The organism is Hyphomonas oceanitis SCH89 (genome assembly GCF_000685295.1).
Taxonomy (GTDB): domain Bacteria; phylum Pseudomonadota; class Alphaproteobacteria; order Caulobacterales; family Hyphomonadaceae; genus Hyphomonas; species Hyphomonas oceanitis.
This window is the reverse complement of sequence record NZ_ARYL01000024.1, coordinates 41,720-57,360: the sequence shown is the minus strand read 5'-3', so window position 1 is coordinate 57,360 and position 15,641 is coordinate 41,720. Positions and strand designations below refer to the sequence as shown.

The following is a 15,641-nucleotide window of genomic DNA, read 5'->3' as shown; positions in this document are numbered from 1 at the left end:
TCGCTTTCTGCGGCGCGCTGTCAATTGGCAAGCGCCTGTATGACAGCTAGAGAAGTGTGATGACAGATCCACGGATATCCCCTGACAATACGGCTCGCAGAGACCAGCGCAATGTGCGCATAGGTACGCGCGGTTCGCCCCTCGCGCTGGTGCAGGCGCGGCAGATCGCAGCCTCCCTTGAGGTCGCCTCGGGCGGCGCCTTGCGCGGTGAGATCGTGCCGTTCACCACGACGGGCGATCAGCTGACGACGGAACGGCTGATAAATTCCGGCGGGAAGGGCCTGTTCACCCGCGAACTCGATGCGGCGCTGGACCGCGGCGATGTCGACATAACCGTGCACAGCCTCAAGGACGTGCCAGCTGTCCTGCCATCGGGACAGATATTCGGGGCCTTCCCGCAGCGCGAAGATGCGCGCGAGGGGTTCCTGTCGCCGCATGCCGAGAAATTGGCAGACCTGCCCAAGGGCGCGAAGGTGGGTACGGCTTCGCTGAGGCGCGAGTCGCAGACGCTGGCGCTGCGGCCCGATGTGGAGATCGTGACGTTCCGGGGGAATGTTGCAACACGCATGCGCAAGCTCGAGGATGGTCTGGCAGACGCGACCTACCTGGCCATGGCGGGGCTGACGCGGCTTGGCATGGCGCATCTGGCAACACCGATCCCGATGGAAGACATGTTGCCGTCGGCCGGGCAGGGGATCATCGGCGTGGTCATGCGCGAGGATGGCGATGCAGAAGTGCGCGAGACGTTGGGCGGCATTGACCACGCTGAGACCCGGGCTGCTGCAACAGCCGAACGGGCTTTCCTGGCGGCGCTTGATGGAAGCTGCCGCACACCGATTGCCGCGCACCTGTTTGACAGAGGCGAGGAATGGGAACTCATCGGCGAAGTTCTTGCGCTGGATGGTCGGCAGCGTTGGCGCGCTGATGGCACATGCCGCAAAGAGGCCAGTGAAGCGCAGCTTGCGGCGCTCGGACGCGATGTGGCGGCAGATATTCGCGCAGCGGCTGGCGGCGTGCTTCCCGCCTTCGTGGACGAGTGGTGAGCCTTCCAGTTATCGTAACGCGGGCTGAGCCGGGTGCGTCCGAAACTGCTGCGCGTTTAAAGGCTGCTGGATACAAGCCGCTCCTCTCCCCCGCGCTGGTGCTTGAGCCTCTCAGTGCAGACCTCGACCTGAGCGGCGTGACCGATCTCGTGTTCACCAGTGCGAACGGCGTGCGCCACTTCCCGGCGGTCAGCGATGGCGTTGAGCGAGTCTGGTGCGTCGGCGAGGCAACGGCTGAAGCCGCGCGCAAAGCGGGCTGGCAGGGCGTGCGTGAGGGCAATGGCAATGCCGTCGAACTGGCTGAGCATATCATCGCCGCGCCTGAGGCCCGGACCGGCCTTTTCCTGCATATCGCCAACGAGGCTGCGGCGGGTGATCTGATGGCGCGTTTGAGGTCAGCAGGCGTCAATGCGCGGTTTGCGGCGCTCTATCGCACGCTGCCCGTGTCTGCCGTGAACGACGCTGCGGCGAGCGCGCTGACCCGGGCGGCGCGTGTAGTCATTCTGGTGCATTCGGCGAAAGGGGCCACTGCGTTCCGGAATGCGGCGAGGGGGCTGGACCTCAGGCGGTCAATTGTTGTTGCGATCTCTGAAGCCGCCAGCAAGCCGCTTGTCAGTTGCGGTGCGCGCGCTGTCGTCAATGCGGCGCAGCCCAGTGAGACGGCGCTGATGGAAGCGCTCGACACTGCCGTTCTGGCGCTCTGAAGGCGACCTTTGATCGCCATGGGCGTATGTGTCAGTGTATTTGAAATCCCGCCTGCTAGGAGCAGACAGACCTATGAGTGACGATCCCGAAGACGATATCGCTGTCGACTCCACAGAGCCGATTGATGCTGACTTCGAACCGGCATTCGAAGACCAGAAAGCATCGCGCGCAAGCAAGGCGGGCGCGGGTCCTGGCTGGCTCGGTTTGGGCGTGGCCAGTCTTGTCGCTGCCGGTATTGGCGGCGCGATCGGCATCGTCGCCACAATGGCGCTGCCCGGGACCAGTGCAGACGGCGATGTGTCGGCCCTCACCGCAGAGCTGGATACGCTGAAGGCCGAACAGGCAACGGCAGATGTCGAGCGCAACAAGGTGATCCGGAATTCGGCTGACCTCGAGGCGCGCCTTGATGCACGACTCAAGTCTGTTGCTGCTGCAGGCGGGGACGACCTTGGGCCCTTGCTAGAGGAACTCGATGCTGTGTCAAAGCGCATCGACGAAGTGATTGCCAGCGATGATGGCGGCGAGGCGCTGGCAAAGCTGTCAACGCGGCTTGAGGCGCTTGAGGCCGTCGACACAAGCGGTGAGGCTAGCGCGCAGGAGCTGGCGCGGTCTGTGGGGGCGCTTGCCGAGCGTGTGACATCTTTGGAAACCCGGCTTGCTGACCTCCAGTCTGATATTGTGCGCAGCGGCGGGGACACGACGGAACTGACAAGCCTGATCGAGCGCATGCGCGATGATGAGGCGGCCGTCCGGGCCAAGGCTGAAGTTTCTGAAAGCAATGCAGATGCAGCCCTTGCGCTATCGGCGATAGAGGCGGCTTCACGGCAGGGCCTGACGTTTGAATCCGACTATCGCAAGCTGCGGGTTCTGTTGCCCCAATCGGCCGAGGTTCGGTCTCTTAGCGGCGTCGCGACCACGGGTGCGCCGACGCTGGCGGACCTTCAGCGATCCTTCGGGCCAGCGAGTGCCAAGGCGCGCGCCGCTGAGCCGCGTGAAAAGGAGGGGCGTTGGGGGTGGCTCAATCATGTGTTCGGCGATGCTGTGACCGTGCGGGGTGAAAACGCTGAAGAGGCAGGTGCGCCGGTCATCCTCTCGCGCGCCAAGGACGCGCTCGATACGGGAAAGCTGGAAAGCGCCGTTGCAATCATAGGCAATCTGACCGGTGAGCCAGCTGCGGCCATGGCTGACTGGACCGAATCGGCAAACCGGCGCATCACACTCGAAACAGGGCTTAAAGCCCTGAGGCTGGACATGATCGGTGGGGAGAACCAGGCGCAATGAATCGCATCTTCCTGTTTGTTCTTATCCTTCTGATTATCGTTGGCGGCGCCCTGATCGGCTTCTGGGCCGTGAATCTGCCGGGCAGCGTCGTGATCAATGATAGCCGCGGCGAGCTTGTTTCCCTTCATATGGGTGTCGCAGCCATTGCGCTGATTGTTTTTGGCGGACTCGTGGCGGCGGCCTGGTGGTTGATCAGCGGTCTTTTCGTCCTGCCGGGCAAGATTGGCCGTGCCCGCCAGTCCAGTCTCGCCCGCAAGGCCAACATGGCACTGACTGAAGGCCTGCTGGCCGCAGAGGCAGGTGACCCGACTTACGCGCTGAAACTGGCACGCAAGGCGGTCAAGCATGCCGAAGACGAGCGGTTGAAACTGCTCCTTGAGGCCCGTGCGGCCGAAGCCAATGATGACTGGGCGGGTGCCGAGCGCGCCTGGGGCCAGCTGACGCGCCTGCCGGGCGGGCAGCTCGCGGGACTGCGCGGATCTGCCATGGCGGCAGCGGAGCGCGGTGACCAGGCCACTGCAGAATCACGCGCGCGCGAAGCGCTCGGCCTGAAATCCAATGCGGACTGGCCGTTCAATTCCCTGTTCGACCTGCAAGTGGCACGAGGTGAGTGGGAGAAAGCGCTTGAGACGCTCACCATTGGTGAGAAGCGCGGCCTGATCACAGGTGACAGCCTGCGGCGACGCCGCGCCGTCTTGCAGACGGCGCGCGCTGTCGGCCTGCCGCATGATCGCAAGCAGGATGCCCAGAAGGCACTCGCTGAAGCCATCAGGGGTGCGCCGGGCTTCCCGCCTGCGGCCTTCCATGGCGCGCGGCAGCTGATGATCGACTCCAAGGAAAAGGCCGCGCAAGGCGTGTTGGAGCTAGGCTGGAAGGCGCGGCCACACCCGGCGCTGGCGCAGCTGTCACGTCGCCTCGTGCCGCAGGATGACCGCCATAATATTGCGGCACGCCTGAAAGCTTTGGTCGCCACGCATCCGACGCACCGCGAAAGCCGCATCCTGTCGGCCGAACTGGCGATGGACGAAGCCAACTGGGTCGAGGCAATCCGCTTGTTGGCGCTTCTGGTTGAGGAAAATCCGACGGCGCGCCTGTGTCTCCTGATGGAGCGCGCGCTCAAGGGCTATGGCGACAAGGACGAGGCGCAGCGTTGGGGCCGTATGGCGGCTTCAGCGTCCCGAGAGGCCGACTGGTCGGACATTGATCCCAAGGGCAACGCCTTTGACTTTGCCCAGCGCGACTGGAGCCGGCTGGTTTATGCCTTCGGCGATGTCGGGGATCTGGTTCATCCGCGCTATGAATCCTATGGCCGGGAACTGGAAGCTGGCCGGGTTCTGGCGATTGCCGGCCCTGAAGAGGAAAAGGTTGCCCCGCCCAAGGCCCCGAATGGCCCGCTGACGCCGCCGCTGGATTATGCCTCTGACGATGACTGACCGGCAGGACGCCTGAACGGCAAAAGCGTCTTGCGCTGATGCCTCGGGATGAGTATTCAGGCCGAACGCTCATTGGAGCATGCCGCTATAGCTCAGCTGGTAGAGCATCGCATTCGTAATGCGGGGGTCAGGTGTTCAAGTCACCTTAGCGGCACCATTCCCCAAAATCCTTGGAATTCGCCCGCTCGGTTCAGGACTGGACGACGAACAGTCCGGCGATGATCAGGCAGGCGCCGATCGCATATTTCAGGGTCAGCGGTTCTTTCAGGAAAAATGCGGCCATCAGCGGGACCAGTACGAAGGTCAACGCCATGAAGGAATAGGCCATCGATAGCGGAACCATTTTCAGGACATAGACCCAGGCCAGCGTCGCAACGCCATAGAGGAAGACCGCGACAATGAAAACCGGGTTGAAAAGGATGGAATAGAAGGGCGTGTCAGGCCCTTCCGCGAGCTTTGCGCCTGTCATTTTGAAGAGAACCTGACCGAACGCAATGGTCATGGGCGTCAGAACGAGCAGACCATAGACGGGCGCTGACAGGGCCTTGATGGCGCTCATCGTGCCTTGGTCTTGCTCGTGTCAGAGACGGTGTGGTGACCGGCTGGCTGACGGCGCTCGATAAGCGGCGTTGTCCCTGCGTGGTATCGTTCGCCGCGCGATGGCGCCATCGAGAGATAGTGTATGCGTTTCTGTTCAGCCCGGCCTCGGGCGACAGAGTCCAGGATAACACCCGCGATGAACGTCATCATTGAGCCCAGTAGCAGGGTCATGGCCAGCATCCAGGTCGGTATGCGGTCAACAAGTCCGGTCTCGAAATAGTCGCGGACAACCGGTGCCATCAGGAAGATCGAGGCCGCCAAAATGAAGACGGCGATATAGCTGAAGAAAAGGAATGGCCGCGTCTCCTTCATCAGCATGCCCATCATACGCAAGATGCGGAAGCCATCCCGGAAGGTGGAGAGCTTGCTGTGCGAGCCTTCCATGCGGCGACCGTAATCGAATTCGACTTCGGAGACTGGCAGTCGGAGGACAGATGCGTGAACCGACATTTCGGTTTCGATTTCGAAACCGGTCGACGACGCTGGAAAACTTTTTGCGAACCGACGGGTAAAGGCGCGGTACCCGGAGAAAATGTCCGTGAACTCGTTGCCGAACAGCGCTTTGTAGGCCGCATTGAACACACGGTTTCCAAAGGCGTGACCGCTACGTCCTGCATCCTGTTTGATATGGCGGCGCGTGCCGACGACCATGTCGGCATTGTCTTCGAGCAAGACCTGTATCATGCGCGGCGCTGCGGTGGGATCATAAGTGCCGTCGCCATCGGCCATGATGTATATGTCGGCGTCGATGTCGGCAAACATCTGGCGCACGACGTTGCCCTTACCCTGTCGGCGTGACGGGACAACGGTGGCTCCCGCCATCGCAGCCTGCTCGGATGTGTTGTCTGACGAATTATTGTCGTACACGTATATTCTTGCGCCCGGCAGAGCCTTGCGAAAGCCGATGACAACAGCTGCGATCGACTGCCCTTCATTATAACAGGGCAGCGTCACGGCTATACTGAGATTGTCGAAAGCACTGTCAGTCACACGCGGGCCACTTTCCGAATTTAGTCATTTCTACACAGGCAAGGGTTAAGGTCGTCTTTCACGCATGCTGCGCGGGGGACGATATGCGACGACCGGCCATCTCGATGACGCCAGACCGCTGGATCGCGGTTGGGTTTGGTGTGCTGATGGTTGCCTCACTTTTGGTGATGAGCGCCTTGTCGGGACACATGTCGGCGTCTGCCATGGAGGCTGACAATGCGATGCGGCTTGTCCAGATTCAGGATTTCCTGAAAGGGCAGGGATGGTTCGATTTGCACCAGGATCGGCTCGGTCTGGAAGGTGGCACGGCGATACACTGGTCACGGCTTGCTGACGTACCGATCCTTGTTATCAAATCAGGGCTCGACATATTCCTGCCATCGCAAAAGGCCCTGGAGATCGCCTGTCTTGTCTGGCCACCCTTGAGTGTTTTGCTGGTCGTCTGGGGATTGATGAAGGGCGCGCGCTTCATGGGCGGGCGCGTGGTTCTGGCTTATGTATGCATCATTGCCGCGACAGTCCTGTTCCGAAACGCCAACTTTCTGAGCGGCAGCATTGACCACCACAATATTCAGCTTGGTTTCCTGGCGATAGCCGCAGGATTTTCGCTGGATCCCGAGAGGCGCCCGGTGAGCCTGGCAATCGTCGGCGCGGCGCTTGCCTCCTCCACTGCCGTCGGTGCGGAAGTCTATCCGTTTGTAGGCATTTTCTGCGCCTTCCATGCGCTGGACTGGGCTTTTGCCGGAGCACCTGCGCGCCGGGGAGTTATCGCCTTCGGGGCAAGCTTTGCGGCTCTGACGGCCCTGTTCTTCGCGGCTTCCGTGGCTCCTGCCAATTACGGCATTGTGCATTGTGACGCGCTTTCGCTGGTGACCCTATCGGCAGCCGTTTCGGGCGGCGCAGGCCTTGCCATTGTGGTTGCGGTCTTGTCGGAGAAGCCTTTCGCCTGGCGTCTCGCCAGTCTCGCCACGCTTGGTCTGGTGTGCGGACTGTTGCTGACGGCGCAGGCGCCGCAATGCCTTGCAAATCCGCTGGATGGCTTACCGCCGATTGTCCGCACACTCTGGCTAGAAAAAGTGGACGAGGCGCGGCCCCTTTTTGCCGTCAGGCCGAATATGGCGCAGGAGATGCCTTTCATGGTCGGGGTGTCGCTGGTCGCCCTCATCGTATCGATATGGCGCGTATGGCGAGGGGTGCAGCGTCGCGCCCACTTGCTGTTTGTCGCTTTGCTGGCCGTGGATCTGCTGCTTACGTTACAGCAAGTGCGGTTCTATTCGTTCGGACATGTCTTCGCGATCCTGCCATTAGGGGCATGGGTGGCGGGCCTTTTCGCGACACGAGAGGACGGGGAGCGAAGCGCCGCTTACCTGCTGGCCCTCGCAGTGTCCCTGCCTTTGGTCTGGGGCGCGCCCGGCAGGATGTTTCGCACGCCGCCAGGTGAACTTGTGGATAATGGTAATGGCGCCTCGGCGTGCGCGAGTCCTGACATGCTCGCGGCGCTGGATGAATTGCCTGTCGGCCGCGTGCTCTCAGTCGCCGATGTGGCGCCGGATATATTGCGATACACTCGGCAGAGTGCCCTCCATGGACACTATCACCGCAACGCTGCCGGCATCGAAGCGGCACTCAATATCTTTACGTCACCGGCAGAAGAGGCGTCTGGCCTTATGCGGGAAGCAGGGGTGGATTATATTCTGGCATGTCCCGGACATGCCGAGTTGCGGATGCTTGCAGATGAATCTCCCGGCGACTTCGCTGATGGGCTTAACGCGGGGATTATTCCTGATGGCCTGAAGGTTATCCGCCGGGCCGGTGATGGCGAAACGCTCTACGCCCTTCAGCCGCTGGCTCCGAGAACATAGTCGGCTTCCGCCACATACCGGCTTGGCCCTTTACCGGAATGGCTGGAATAAAGGTGGAAACTGTCTGCCCAGAAGGCCTCACTGCAATAGGCGTGACGCGGCTGCGCCCATGCCGTCACTTCTTCCGGCGTTGCCCCGTGCAGGTAAGCCAACGTGACATGAGGCAGGAAGGGGCGGCGGTCTGGTGACAGGCCGAGGCGCCGGGCCGCCCGCTCGCACTGACCTGAAAGGGCGCGTAGCTCGTCAGTCTCTCGCACCCGTGCCCAGACAGCACTCGGCTCGCGCCGCCCGAACCAGCCAACCCCTTCTAGCCGAAGCTCCATCTCCGGCGCGCGGATTTCCCCCAGCATATCATCAAGGTCGCGGGCATGCTCGTGCGTGAGATCACCGAAGAAGCGCAATGTGATGTGAAAATTGCGCTCAGGTCTCCAGCTTGCGCCGACCAGACCTTTCTGAAGCGCTTTGAGGCCTGTTGTAATGTCCGGTGGCACAGGAAGAGCGGCGAACAAGCGATACATCGCGCCATCTCAAACAGGATTGCAGGCAAAAGAAAACCCGGCTCCACCAAGCCGGGTTCCTTTTCAGCCCCTGGTATCCCGCTTAACTGGCGAGATGGTCCAGCTTTCCGAAATGCTCGGCGAGCAAATAATAGAATGTCACGCGAGACTTGTTGCTTCCTTCTGGTTGCAACTTGTCGCAAACGGCCTTCATCGCTGCGTCGAGGTCATCCTTGGTTTGGGCCAGACCGAGCTTGCCCCGGCACCAGCGCTCTCGCACGCGGTCCAGTTCGCCGCTATCCGAGCATGAGACCAGTGAACTGTCGCGATTGCGTAATGCAATGCCAAGATGTCCGACGATCTTCTCTGCGGCGGCTTGATTGTAGCCGCTCGCATATTTCTTGATGTTTTCGGCGTAAGCCGATGCGTCTGCCATGATATATCCCCTTAGATTTTCTGGTGCCCCAACCGTTGGAACTACACCAGATCGGCGAAATTACCCTTTGGTTAATCTGAGTCAATGCAAAAGACGAAGACCTGTCGTCTTGAAGAGGCCTCTGATTCAATCCCGTTCACTTGAGAATCCCTGCGCTCCATAAGCAATGATAAAGTAAAGACATTCTGTTCTACGATAATGCTGCAAATGGCGCGGTGTATTCGGCGGGAGGGCAAGCGTCCGCTGGAGGACAAGGCAAGGGATCATGTCCGGTTTTCCTTGCAGTCGCTGATGAGTTTCACCATATTCAAAAGTAACACGCGCGCGTTTACGCGTGGAACCAAAACAGAAGGGTATTAAACCTATGAACGAATTCAATCGGGCCTACACGCCAAGAACCGGCGCCGACTCGATGGACATGTCCGTGGATGCTGGTCTGCGTGCCTTCATGTTGGGCGTTTATCAGAAACTTGCCCTCGGGATTGCCCTGTCGGGCGCCATTGCCTTCGTGGTTGGCTCGGGCCTGGTGCCGGGGCTGACGCAGCTCCTGCTCGGGACGCCGCTGTTCTATGTGTTCCAGTTCGGACCGCTGGCTCTGATCTTCGGCTCGGCCTTCCTGATGAAGAACCCGTCGCCGCTCGCGACCGGCATCCTTTACTGGGCCATCGTTTCCATGCTCGGCGTCTGCCTGTCGATCTGGGTGCTCATGGCGATGTCAGGCAACAGCGTGACGACCCGCGGCGGCGCGTCAATGACCGTCAACTTCCTGATCATGACGAAAGCGTTCCTGCTGACGGCCTCTGCCTTCGGCGTGCTCAGCCTGTTCGGCTACATGACCAAGATGAACCTGCGCCCGATTGGCATCATCGCCGTGTTCGCGCTGTGGGGCATCATCGGCATCTCGCTGCTCAGCTTCCTGTTCCCGCCTTCGGGCATGATGGAAGTGCTGATCCAGGTCGGCGTGCTGGGCATCTCGGGTGTCCTGGTGGCCTTCCAGACCCAAGAGTTGAAGCAGAGCTATTTCGCCTTTGAAGGCGATACCCGCTCGCTGGCCGTGATGACGAATTCGGGCGCCCTGAACTTCTTCATCATGTTCTACAACATGTTCACGATCCTAATGTCGCTGCTCTCGCGCGACTGATCCGGGATCCTGAAGGATCAAGAATGGACGCCCCGCAAGCCAGCCTTGCGGGGCGTTTGCTTATCCGCCGCATTGCACCCTGGCGCCGTGTGGGCTAGGGCTCGCGCGAACCTGTTTCCAGGCCCTTTTTTCGAGGAGAAACACCATGGCCCGCAAGAAAATCGCCCTTATCGGTTCCGGCATGATCGGCGGCACGCTCGCCCACATCGCAGCGCGCGAGGAGCTCGGCGACGTGGTCATGTTCGACATCGCCGAAGGCCTGCCGCAAGGCAAGTCGCTGGACCTCGCAGAATCCACCCCCGTTTATAATTCGTCGGTCAGCCTCAAGGGCGCGAACGACTATGCCGACATCAAGGATGCCGACGTCTGCATCGTGACGGCCGGTGTGGCCCGCAAGCCCGGCATGAGCCGTGACGACCTGCTCGGCATCAACCTGAAAGTCATGAAGTCGGTCGGCGAAGGCCTCAAAGCCAACTGCCCGAATGCCTTTGTCATCTGTATCACGAACCCGCTCGACGCCATGGTCTGGGCGCTGCAGCAGTTCTCCGGCTTCGACACGAAGAAAGTTGTCGGCATGGCTGGCGTGCTGGACTCGTCGCGCTTTGCCTACTTCCTGTCCGAGAAGACCGGTGTGTCGGTGGCTGACATCCACGCCTGGACACTTGCTGGCCATGGCGATGATATGGTGCCGATGGTGCGCCACTCGACCGTTGGCGGCCTGTCGCTTCCGGAACTGGTGAAGCAGGGCTGGATGAGCCAGGCAGACCTCGATGGTATCGTCGAGCGCACCCGCAAGGGCGGCGGCGAGATTGTCGCGCTGCTGAAAACCGGTTCGGCCTATTATGCGCCTGCCGAAAGCGCCATCTCGATGGCGAAAGCCTACCTGAAAGACCAGAAGCGCGTCCTGCCTGTCGCCGCCTATTGCGACGGTCAGTACGGCCTTGATGGCATGTATGTCGGCGTGCCGACCCTGATCGGCGCCGGCGGCGCAGAGAAAGTTGTCGAGTTCGATCTTAACGATGATGAAAAGGCGATGTTCGCCAAGTCGGTTGAGTCCGTGCAGGGGCTCCTTCAGGCCTGCAAGGATATCGACGCCTCGCTCGCCTAGGAGCCAGACTATGGCCATTGGGCCGACAATCGAAACCGAACGCCTGATCCTCCGCCCCCCAAGGGCGGAGGATTTTGACTCATGGTGTGCATTTCACGCCGACGAGGACGTGATGCGCCATCTCGGTGGCGTTCAGGGGCCGGAGCTGACCTGGCGGTCGATGTGCGCCATGACGGGTGCGTGGACCATTGAAGGCTTCTCGATGTTCTCGGTTATCGAGAAGGCGACCGGCGAATGGGTTGGCCGGCTCGGCCCGTGGCGGCCTTATGGCTGGCCGGGAACGGAAGTGGGCTGGGGGCTTGTGCGGTCCGCGTGGGGCAAGGGCTATGCGAGCGAGGGCGCTGCGGCAGCGATGGACTATGCCGTGGACATTCTCGGCTGGGATGAGGTGATCCATACAATTGATCCGGCCAATGCTGGCTCGATACGGGTTGCAGAGCGGCTCGGCAGCCGCGTGTTGCGTCAGGCCACGTTGCCAGCGCCGCTCATCCTAACGCTGGATGCCTACGGCCAGAGCGCCGATGAATGGCGGGCGCGGCGGATCAAAGGCGCGTGATCGGCGTCTGATCCGGCTCGCAGGCGACCGCCTTTGCGGCTAGCGTCTCTACAAGCGTCCCGAGGAGATTGCCGCCATGATCCGCACTTTGTCCCTTGTTTCCGTACTTGCCCTGCTGCCAGCGACCGCCTGTGGGCAGGAGCCGTCGGAAGAGGCCCTGAATGCCAAGGCTACTGAAGCCGAAATGGCCATCGAGGCCAAAGCGGAAACGCCTAAGGTCGGCCTGCCGAATGGGGTTGAAGCACCCGTGGTGAGCCTCGTTGATACAACAGGCATGACGCAGACGCTCGGATCGCTGGCGGGACCAAAAGGCACGGTGATTGCCTTCGTGCGCTCAGCCGACTGGTGCCCCTATTGCAAGAAGCAGCTGCTGGATCTTGAGGCCGCTGCTGCGCCGCTTGCTGCGGCGGGCTGGACGCTTGTGGCAGTCTCCTATGACCCTGTCGAAACGCTTGCAGGCTATAAGGCCGATAAGGGCCTGACATATGAATTGCTCTCCGATGAAGGGTCTGCCGCGATCAAGGCCTTCAACCTGCTGAACACGGAAGTGAAGCCGGGGTCTCGCTATGAAGGCATACCGCATCCCGCCATCGTGTTCGTCAATGCAGACGGTCATGTCGTGAAGACACTGCGCGAGGAAGGCTACAAGACGCGGCCCGCTGTGGATCTGGTGATAGAGACAGCCGAAGGCCTCTAGGCGGGTTTCATTGGTCGGCGCTCTGGCATAGTTTGCCGACAGAGAAGCCGGAGCTGACGCCATGAAACATATCCTGACCCCCCTCACTCTGGCGGCGGCCTTTACCGCCCTGCCGGCCATTGCAGATGATGCCGCCGTGCTGGACCCCACGATCAAGGCGCAGGCCGAAGCGCTTATGGAGGCTGGACTCAAGGATGATGTCGGGCTGGAATTCACGGAAAGCCTGACAACGGAGATCGGCCCGCGACTTGCCGGGTCGGATGCCGAATGGCGCGCTCGGCAATGGGCGATGATCAAGCTGAAGGACCTGAATTTCCAGCAGGCCTATATCGAGGACTTCAACATTCCCTATTGGGAGCGTGTTACCGAGACGGCGTCGGTTACAGGTAGCAACCCGCAGAATCTGGCGATCACGGCACTGGGCGGCTCCAAATCGACAGCCAAGGATGGCGTTGAGGCGGAGGTTGTGCGTTTCACCAGTCTTGCAGAACTGAAGGCGGCGCCAGCGGACTCGCTGAAAGGCAAGATTGCGTTCATCGACGAGCGGATGGTGCGGGCGCAGGATGGGTCGGGTTATGGCTACGCTGTGGGAAAACGGAGTGGCTGTGCGCAGGCGGCGGCAGACCTTGGCGCGGTTGCGTGCCTGATCCGTTCGGCAGGCACCGACTCGCACCGGATGCCGCATACCGGGGGTATGGCGCGCGAGGGGGCCCTTGGCGCGCTGCCTGCAGCAGCACTTGCAGCACCGGATGCTGACCAGCTGGCGCGCCTGCTGGAGCGCGGGCCAGTTGAGGTGAAGCTGAACATTCAGGTCAAGACGGCTGACTCGGCGGCGTCAGGCAATGTGATTGCCGAAGTGGAAGGCGCGAGCCTGAAGGAAGAGATCGTGCTGATCGGCTGTCATCTCGACAGTTGGGACCTCGGGACAGGCGCGATTGATGATGCGGCCGGGTGCGGGATTGTGGTGGCGGCGGCGAACCTGATTCAGCAATTGCCGGGCAAGCCGAAGCGGACGATCCGGGTTGTGCTTTATGGGTCGGAAGAGGTCGGCCTGTTTGGTGGCAAGGCGTATGGAGAGGCGCATGCGGATCAGTTGGACAAGCATGTGCTTGTTGCCGAGAGCGATTTCGGCGCGGGCCGCATCTGGCGCCTGGCAACGGGGTTTGGCGAGGGTGCCATGGCCTATGCCAAGGCGATGCAGGACCTTGTGGCGCCGCTGGGTGTCGTTCCGGGCGATAACAGTTCCAAGGGGGATTCAGACGTATCTGTCCTCGGGAACGCGGGGGTGCCAGCCATCTCGGCAGACCAGGACGGAACCGACTATTTTGACCTGCATCACACCCCGGATGACACGTTTGACAAGATCGATCCGGAGGCGTTCCGGCAGAATGTCGCTGTCTATGCGGCGCTGACCTATGTGGCGGCGGAAACGGGATGGGATTTCCGCAAGGCTGCGGCGCCTGCGACTGAAGACCAGTAGGCATGATCGCCGACAGGCAGGCGCGCATCGCGGCGAGTCTAGACTCGGTGCATGAGGCCCTGCGCTTTGTGCACCGCGAACTGGAGGGCGTCGCGTCAGATACCCAGCGCTGGAGATGGATTTCGGTCGGCGCGGTGATTGCCCTGCAAGGGGCGCTCGTCGCGGCTCTGAGCGGATACGAGACGGCGGAGGTGGATGATGTTGTCGATCCATCTTACCCGGAGCGCTACGCGCCCGTGACGCTTTTGCTGCGCCGCGCGCGCTCGACAGACTATCTCAATCCTCCGGAAAGACTGGTCCTGACCGGGGCGGCCGCGCGCCGGATCGAGCAGGTCATCGCCTTCCGCAATGGGGTCGTCCATGGGACATCGCCGGACATTCATGGGTATTCCGAGTCCATTCACGGACCATTCCGGGAGACTTTCTCGGCCATTCGGCACGTATTGCGGGCCCATCCCGCGTTCGAGCCGGGACCGCACGGGCTTGTCAGCGCCCTGATCGCCGACCAACTCGCTGCCATCTCGCGCAGGCTTCTCCCCGATGGTTAATGTCCGGGTCATGGTCGCGTGGCATGAATGGCTTTCATGCGACCAATCCTTCGCCCTTTCATGCTTTCGTGCGCCGCCTTCGCGTTGATCGCGGCGGCGCCGGCGACCTTCACGCGCGAGGAGCTTGATGCGCTTGAGGCTGAGCGGCAGGCGGCGATCACGCGTCTCGAGGCCTTGCAGACGGCGGGGCAGGAAACCGAGACGGACCTCCGGCAAATCGACAGCAAGCTGATCTCTGCCGCGATGGAGGCGCGCCGCCGGGAAGAGCAGGCGGCTGCCTCCGAGAAGGCGCTGATCGATCTGGGCACGCGCCGGGTGGTTGCGCAGTCGGCCTTGCTGGAAGACCGGCAGGCGCTGGAAGACCTTCTGGCAGCGCTCGCAGCGGCAAACCGTCGGCGGCCTCCGGCGCTGATCGTGTCGCCGGGCAAAGCGAATATGGCGATCCGGCGGGCGATCCTGATGAGTGAGACAACGCCGCGACTGGCGGCGCGTTCTGATACGCTCTCGGCCGAGATAGACGAGCTGAACCAGCTGGAGCGTCAGATACGCGGCGAGCGCGCGCAGCTCGAGACGGCCGAAGCGACGCTGGCGCTGAAGCGGGTCGAGATCGAACAATTGGCGGCAGCCAAGCGCGGCAGCTTCGAGGACATAACCGGCGACATAAACGTGTTGAAGCAGCGGGCCGATACACTTGGCCGCCAGGCCGAGACGCTGCGCGACTTGCTGTCGGCGCTGGAATCCAGTGCGCCTTCGGCGCCGGGCGTGAAGCCGGCAATGCGTCCGACTTTGGCTTCGGCGTCCAAGACTGTGTCCCGGCCCAAGGCGCCTTCGCCTGCGCCGCAAAGCAGCCCTGTATCGCGGCCGCTTGGCAAAGCTGCATTGGGCGGACTTACCCAGCCGACAGCCGGTAACGTACTCTATGGTTTTGGCGACAAGATGCCGACGGGCGGCAAGACGGAATGGATCACGTTTTCGACAAGACAGGCCGCCCAGGTGGTCGCGCCGACCGACGGAAAGGTCGAATATGCGCGTCCATTTCGCAGCTATGGATCAATGTTAATTTTGCGCACAAGTGACGGATACCATGTTATTCTTACAGGTATGAGCCGGATCTATGTCACCGAAGGCCAAACAGTGTCAGCGAACGAGCCAGTGGGGCGTATGCCCGACCGGGCAGATCCGCCGCCTGAGCTGAATATGGAATTAAGGCTTGGCGACAAGGTGATGAATCCGGCACAGTGGTTGCCGAGTGACAGATGAGGTC

The 15,641-nt window shown here is 61.5% G+C and carries 16 protein-coding genes and 1 tRNA gene; 13 read left to right on the top strand and 4 right to left on the bottom strand.

The genetic code is table 11. The annotated features are described in order from the left end of the window. Nucleotides 1–59: 59 nt before the first annotated feature. From hemC to HOC_RS14600, 5 genes are all read left to right on the top strand, one after another. Nucleotides 60–1,043: a hydroxymethylbilane synthase gene (hemC, locus tag HOC_RS14620; protein WP_051624932.1), complete on the top strand. Its 984-nt coding sequence runs from the start codon at nt 60–62 to the stop codon at nt 1,041–1,043. Beyond that, complete coding sequence (locus HOC_RS14615) at nt 1,040–1,747, top strand: uroporphyrinogen-III synthase (RefSeq protein ID WP_051624931.1); 708 nt, start codon at nt 1,040–1,042, stop codon at nt 1,745–1,747. Before hemC ends, HOC_RS14615 begins: the two co-directional genes overlap by 4 nt. A gap of 73 nt (nt 1,748–1,820) precedes the next feature. Next, nucleotides 1,821–3,029, top strand: a complete 1,209-nt coding sequence (locus HOC_RS14610; RefSeq protein ID WP_035539858.1) for a COG4223 family protein — start codon at nt 1,821–1,823, stop codon at nt 3,027–3,029. Then, nucleotides 3,026–4,462, top strand: a complete 1,437-nt coding sequence (locus tag HOC_RS14605; protein ID WP_035539855.1) for a heme biosynthesis protein HemY — start codon at nt 3,026–3,028, stop codon at nt 4,460–4,462. Before HOC_RS14610 ends, HOC_RS14605 begins: the two co-directional genes overlap by 4 nt. Before the next feature lie 81 nt (nt 4,463–4,543). Further along, nucleotides 4,544–4,619: transfer RNA gene (locus tag HOC_RS14600), tRNA-Thr, on the top strand. 33 nt (nt 4,620–4,652) lie between these two features. Here HOC_RS14600 and HOC_RS21855 read toward each other — a convergent pair. Together HOC_RS21855 and HOC_RS14590 are read right to left on the bottom strand one after the other, a co-directional pair. Continuing rightward, a complete protein-coding gene (locus HOC_RS21855; RefSeq protein WP_084146346.1) occupies nt 4,653–5,021 on the bottom strand; it encodes an EamA family transporter in 369 nt (122 codons plus the stop codon). After that, on the bottom strand, nt 5,018–6,052 hold the full coding sequence (locus HOC_RS14590; protein ID WP_051624930.1) for a glycosyltransferase: 1,035 nt from the start codon (nt 6,050–6,052) through the stop codon (nt 5,018–5,020). The genes HOC_RS21855 and HOC_RS14590 overlap by 4 nt, the downstream gene beginning before the upstream one ends. An 83-nt stretch (nt 6,053–6,135) precedes the next feature. On the opposite strand from HOC_RS14590, the gene HOC_RS14585 reads away from it, so the two are divergent. Then, entirely contained in the window at nt 6,136–7,914 is a 1,779-nt protein-coding gene (locus HOC_RS14585; protein ID WP_156950501.1) for a hypothetical protein, read from the top strand. Here the strand turns inward: HOC_RS14585 and thpR are convergent. Both thpR and HOC_RS14575 read right to left on the bottom strand, forming a co-directional pair. After that, nucleotides 7,890–8,432: an RNA 2',3'-cyclic phosphodiesterase gene (gene thpR / locus HOC_RS14580; protein WP_035539850.1), complete on the bottom strand. Its 543-nt coding sequence runs from the start codon at nt 8,430–8,432 to the stop codon at nt 7,890–7,892. The two genes, HOC_RS14585 and thpR, sit on opposite strands and share 25 nt — an antisense overlap. An 82-nt stretch (nt 8,433–8,514) precedes the next feature. After that, the gene (locus tag HOC_RS14575) at nt 8,515–8,847 is read right to left on the bottom strand and encodes a DUF2853 family protein (RefSeq protein WP_035539848.1); all 333 of its coding nucleotides are present in this window, start codon (nt 8,845–8,847) and stop codon (nt 8,515–8,517) included. Nucleotides 8,848–9,211: 364 nt separating this feature from the next. Here HOC_RS14575 and HOC_RS14570 point away from each other — a divergent pair, with 364 nt between their 5' ends. The 7 genes from HOC_RS14570 to HOC_RS14540 all read left to right on the top strand — a co-directional run bounded on the left by HOC_RS14570 (nt 9,212) and on the right by HOC_RS14540 (nt 15,637). Next, a complete protein-coding gene (locus HOC_RS14570; protein WP_035539846.1) occupies nt 9,212–9,988 on the top strand; it encodes a Bax inhibitor-1/YccA family protein in 777 nt (258 codons plus the stop codon). A 145-nt stretch (nt 9,989–10,133) separates the two neighbouring features. After that, on the top strand, nt 10,134–11,096 hold the full coding sequence (gene mdh / locus HOC_RS14565) for a malate dehydrogenase (protein WP_035539844.1): 963 nt from the start codon (nt 10,134–10,136) through the stop codon (nt 11,094–11,096). 10 nt (nt 11,097–11,106) lie between these two features. After that, nucleotides 11,107–11,652, top strand: a complete 546-nt coding sequence (locus HOC_RS14560; protein ID WP_035539842.1) for a GNAT family N-acetyltransferase — start codon at nt 11,107–11,109, stop codon at nt 11,650–11,652. A 76-nt stretch (nt 11,653–11,728) separates the two neighbouring features. Beyond that, on the top strand, nt 11,729–12,349 hold the full coding sequence (locus tag HOC_RS14555; protein WP_051624929.1) for a peroxiredoxin family protein: 621 nt from the start codon (nt 11,729–11,731) through the stop codon (nt 12,347–12,349). 61 nt (nt 12,350–12,410) lie between these two features. After that, nucleotides 12,411–13,829, top strand: a complete 1,419-nt coding sequence (locus HOC_RS14550; protein ID WP_051624928.1) for a M28 family peptidase — start codon at nt 12,411–12,413, stop codon at nt 13,827–13,829. A gap of 2 nt (nt 13,830–13,831) precedes the next feature. Then, nucleotides 13,832–14,377 (top strand): hypothetical protein, encoded by a 546-nt coding sequence (locus HOC_RS14545; RefSeq protein ID WP_035539840.1) that lies wholly within the window; start codon nt 13,832–13,834, stop codon nt 14,375–14,377. 36 nt (nt 14,378–14,413) lie between these two features. Next, nucleotides 14,414–15,637 carry a murein hydrolase activator EnvC family protein gene (locus tag HOC_RS14540; RefSeq protein WP_162174861.1) on the top strand — a complete coding sequence of 408 codons (1,224 nt, stop codon included), beginning with the start codon at nt 14,414–14,416 and terminating at the stop codon, nt 15,635–15,637. The last annotated feature ends 4 nt before the right edge of the window (nt 15,638–15,641 follow it).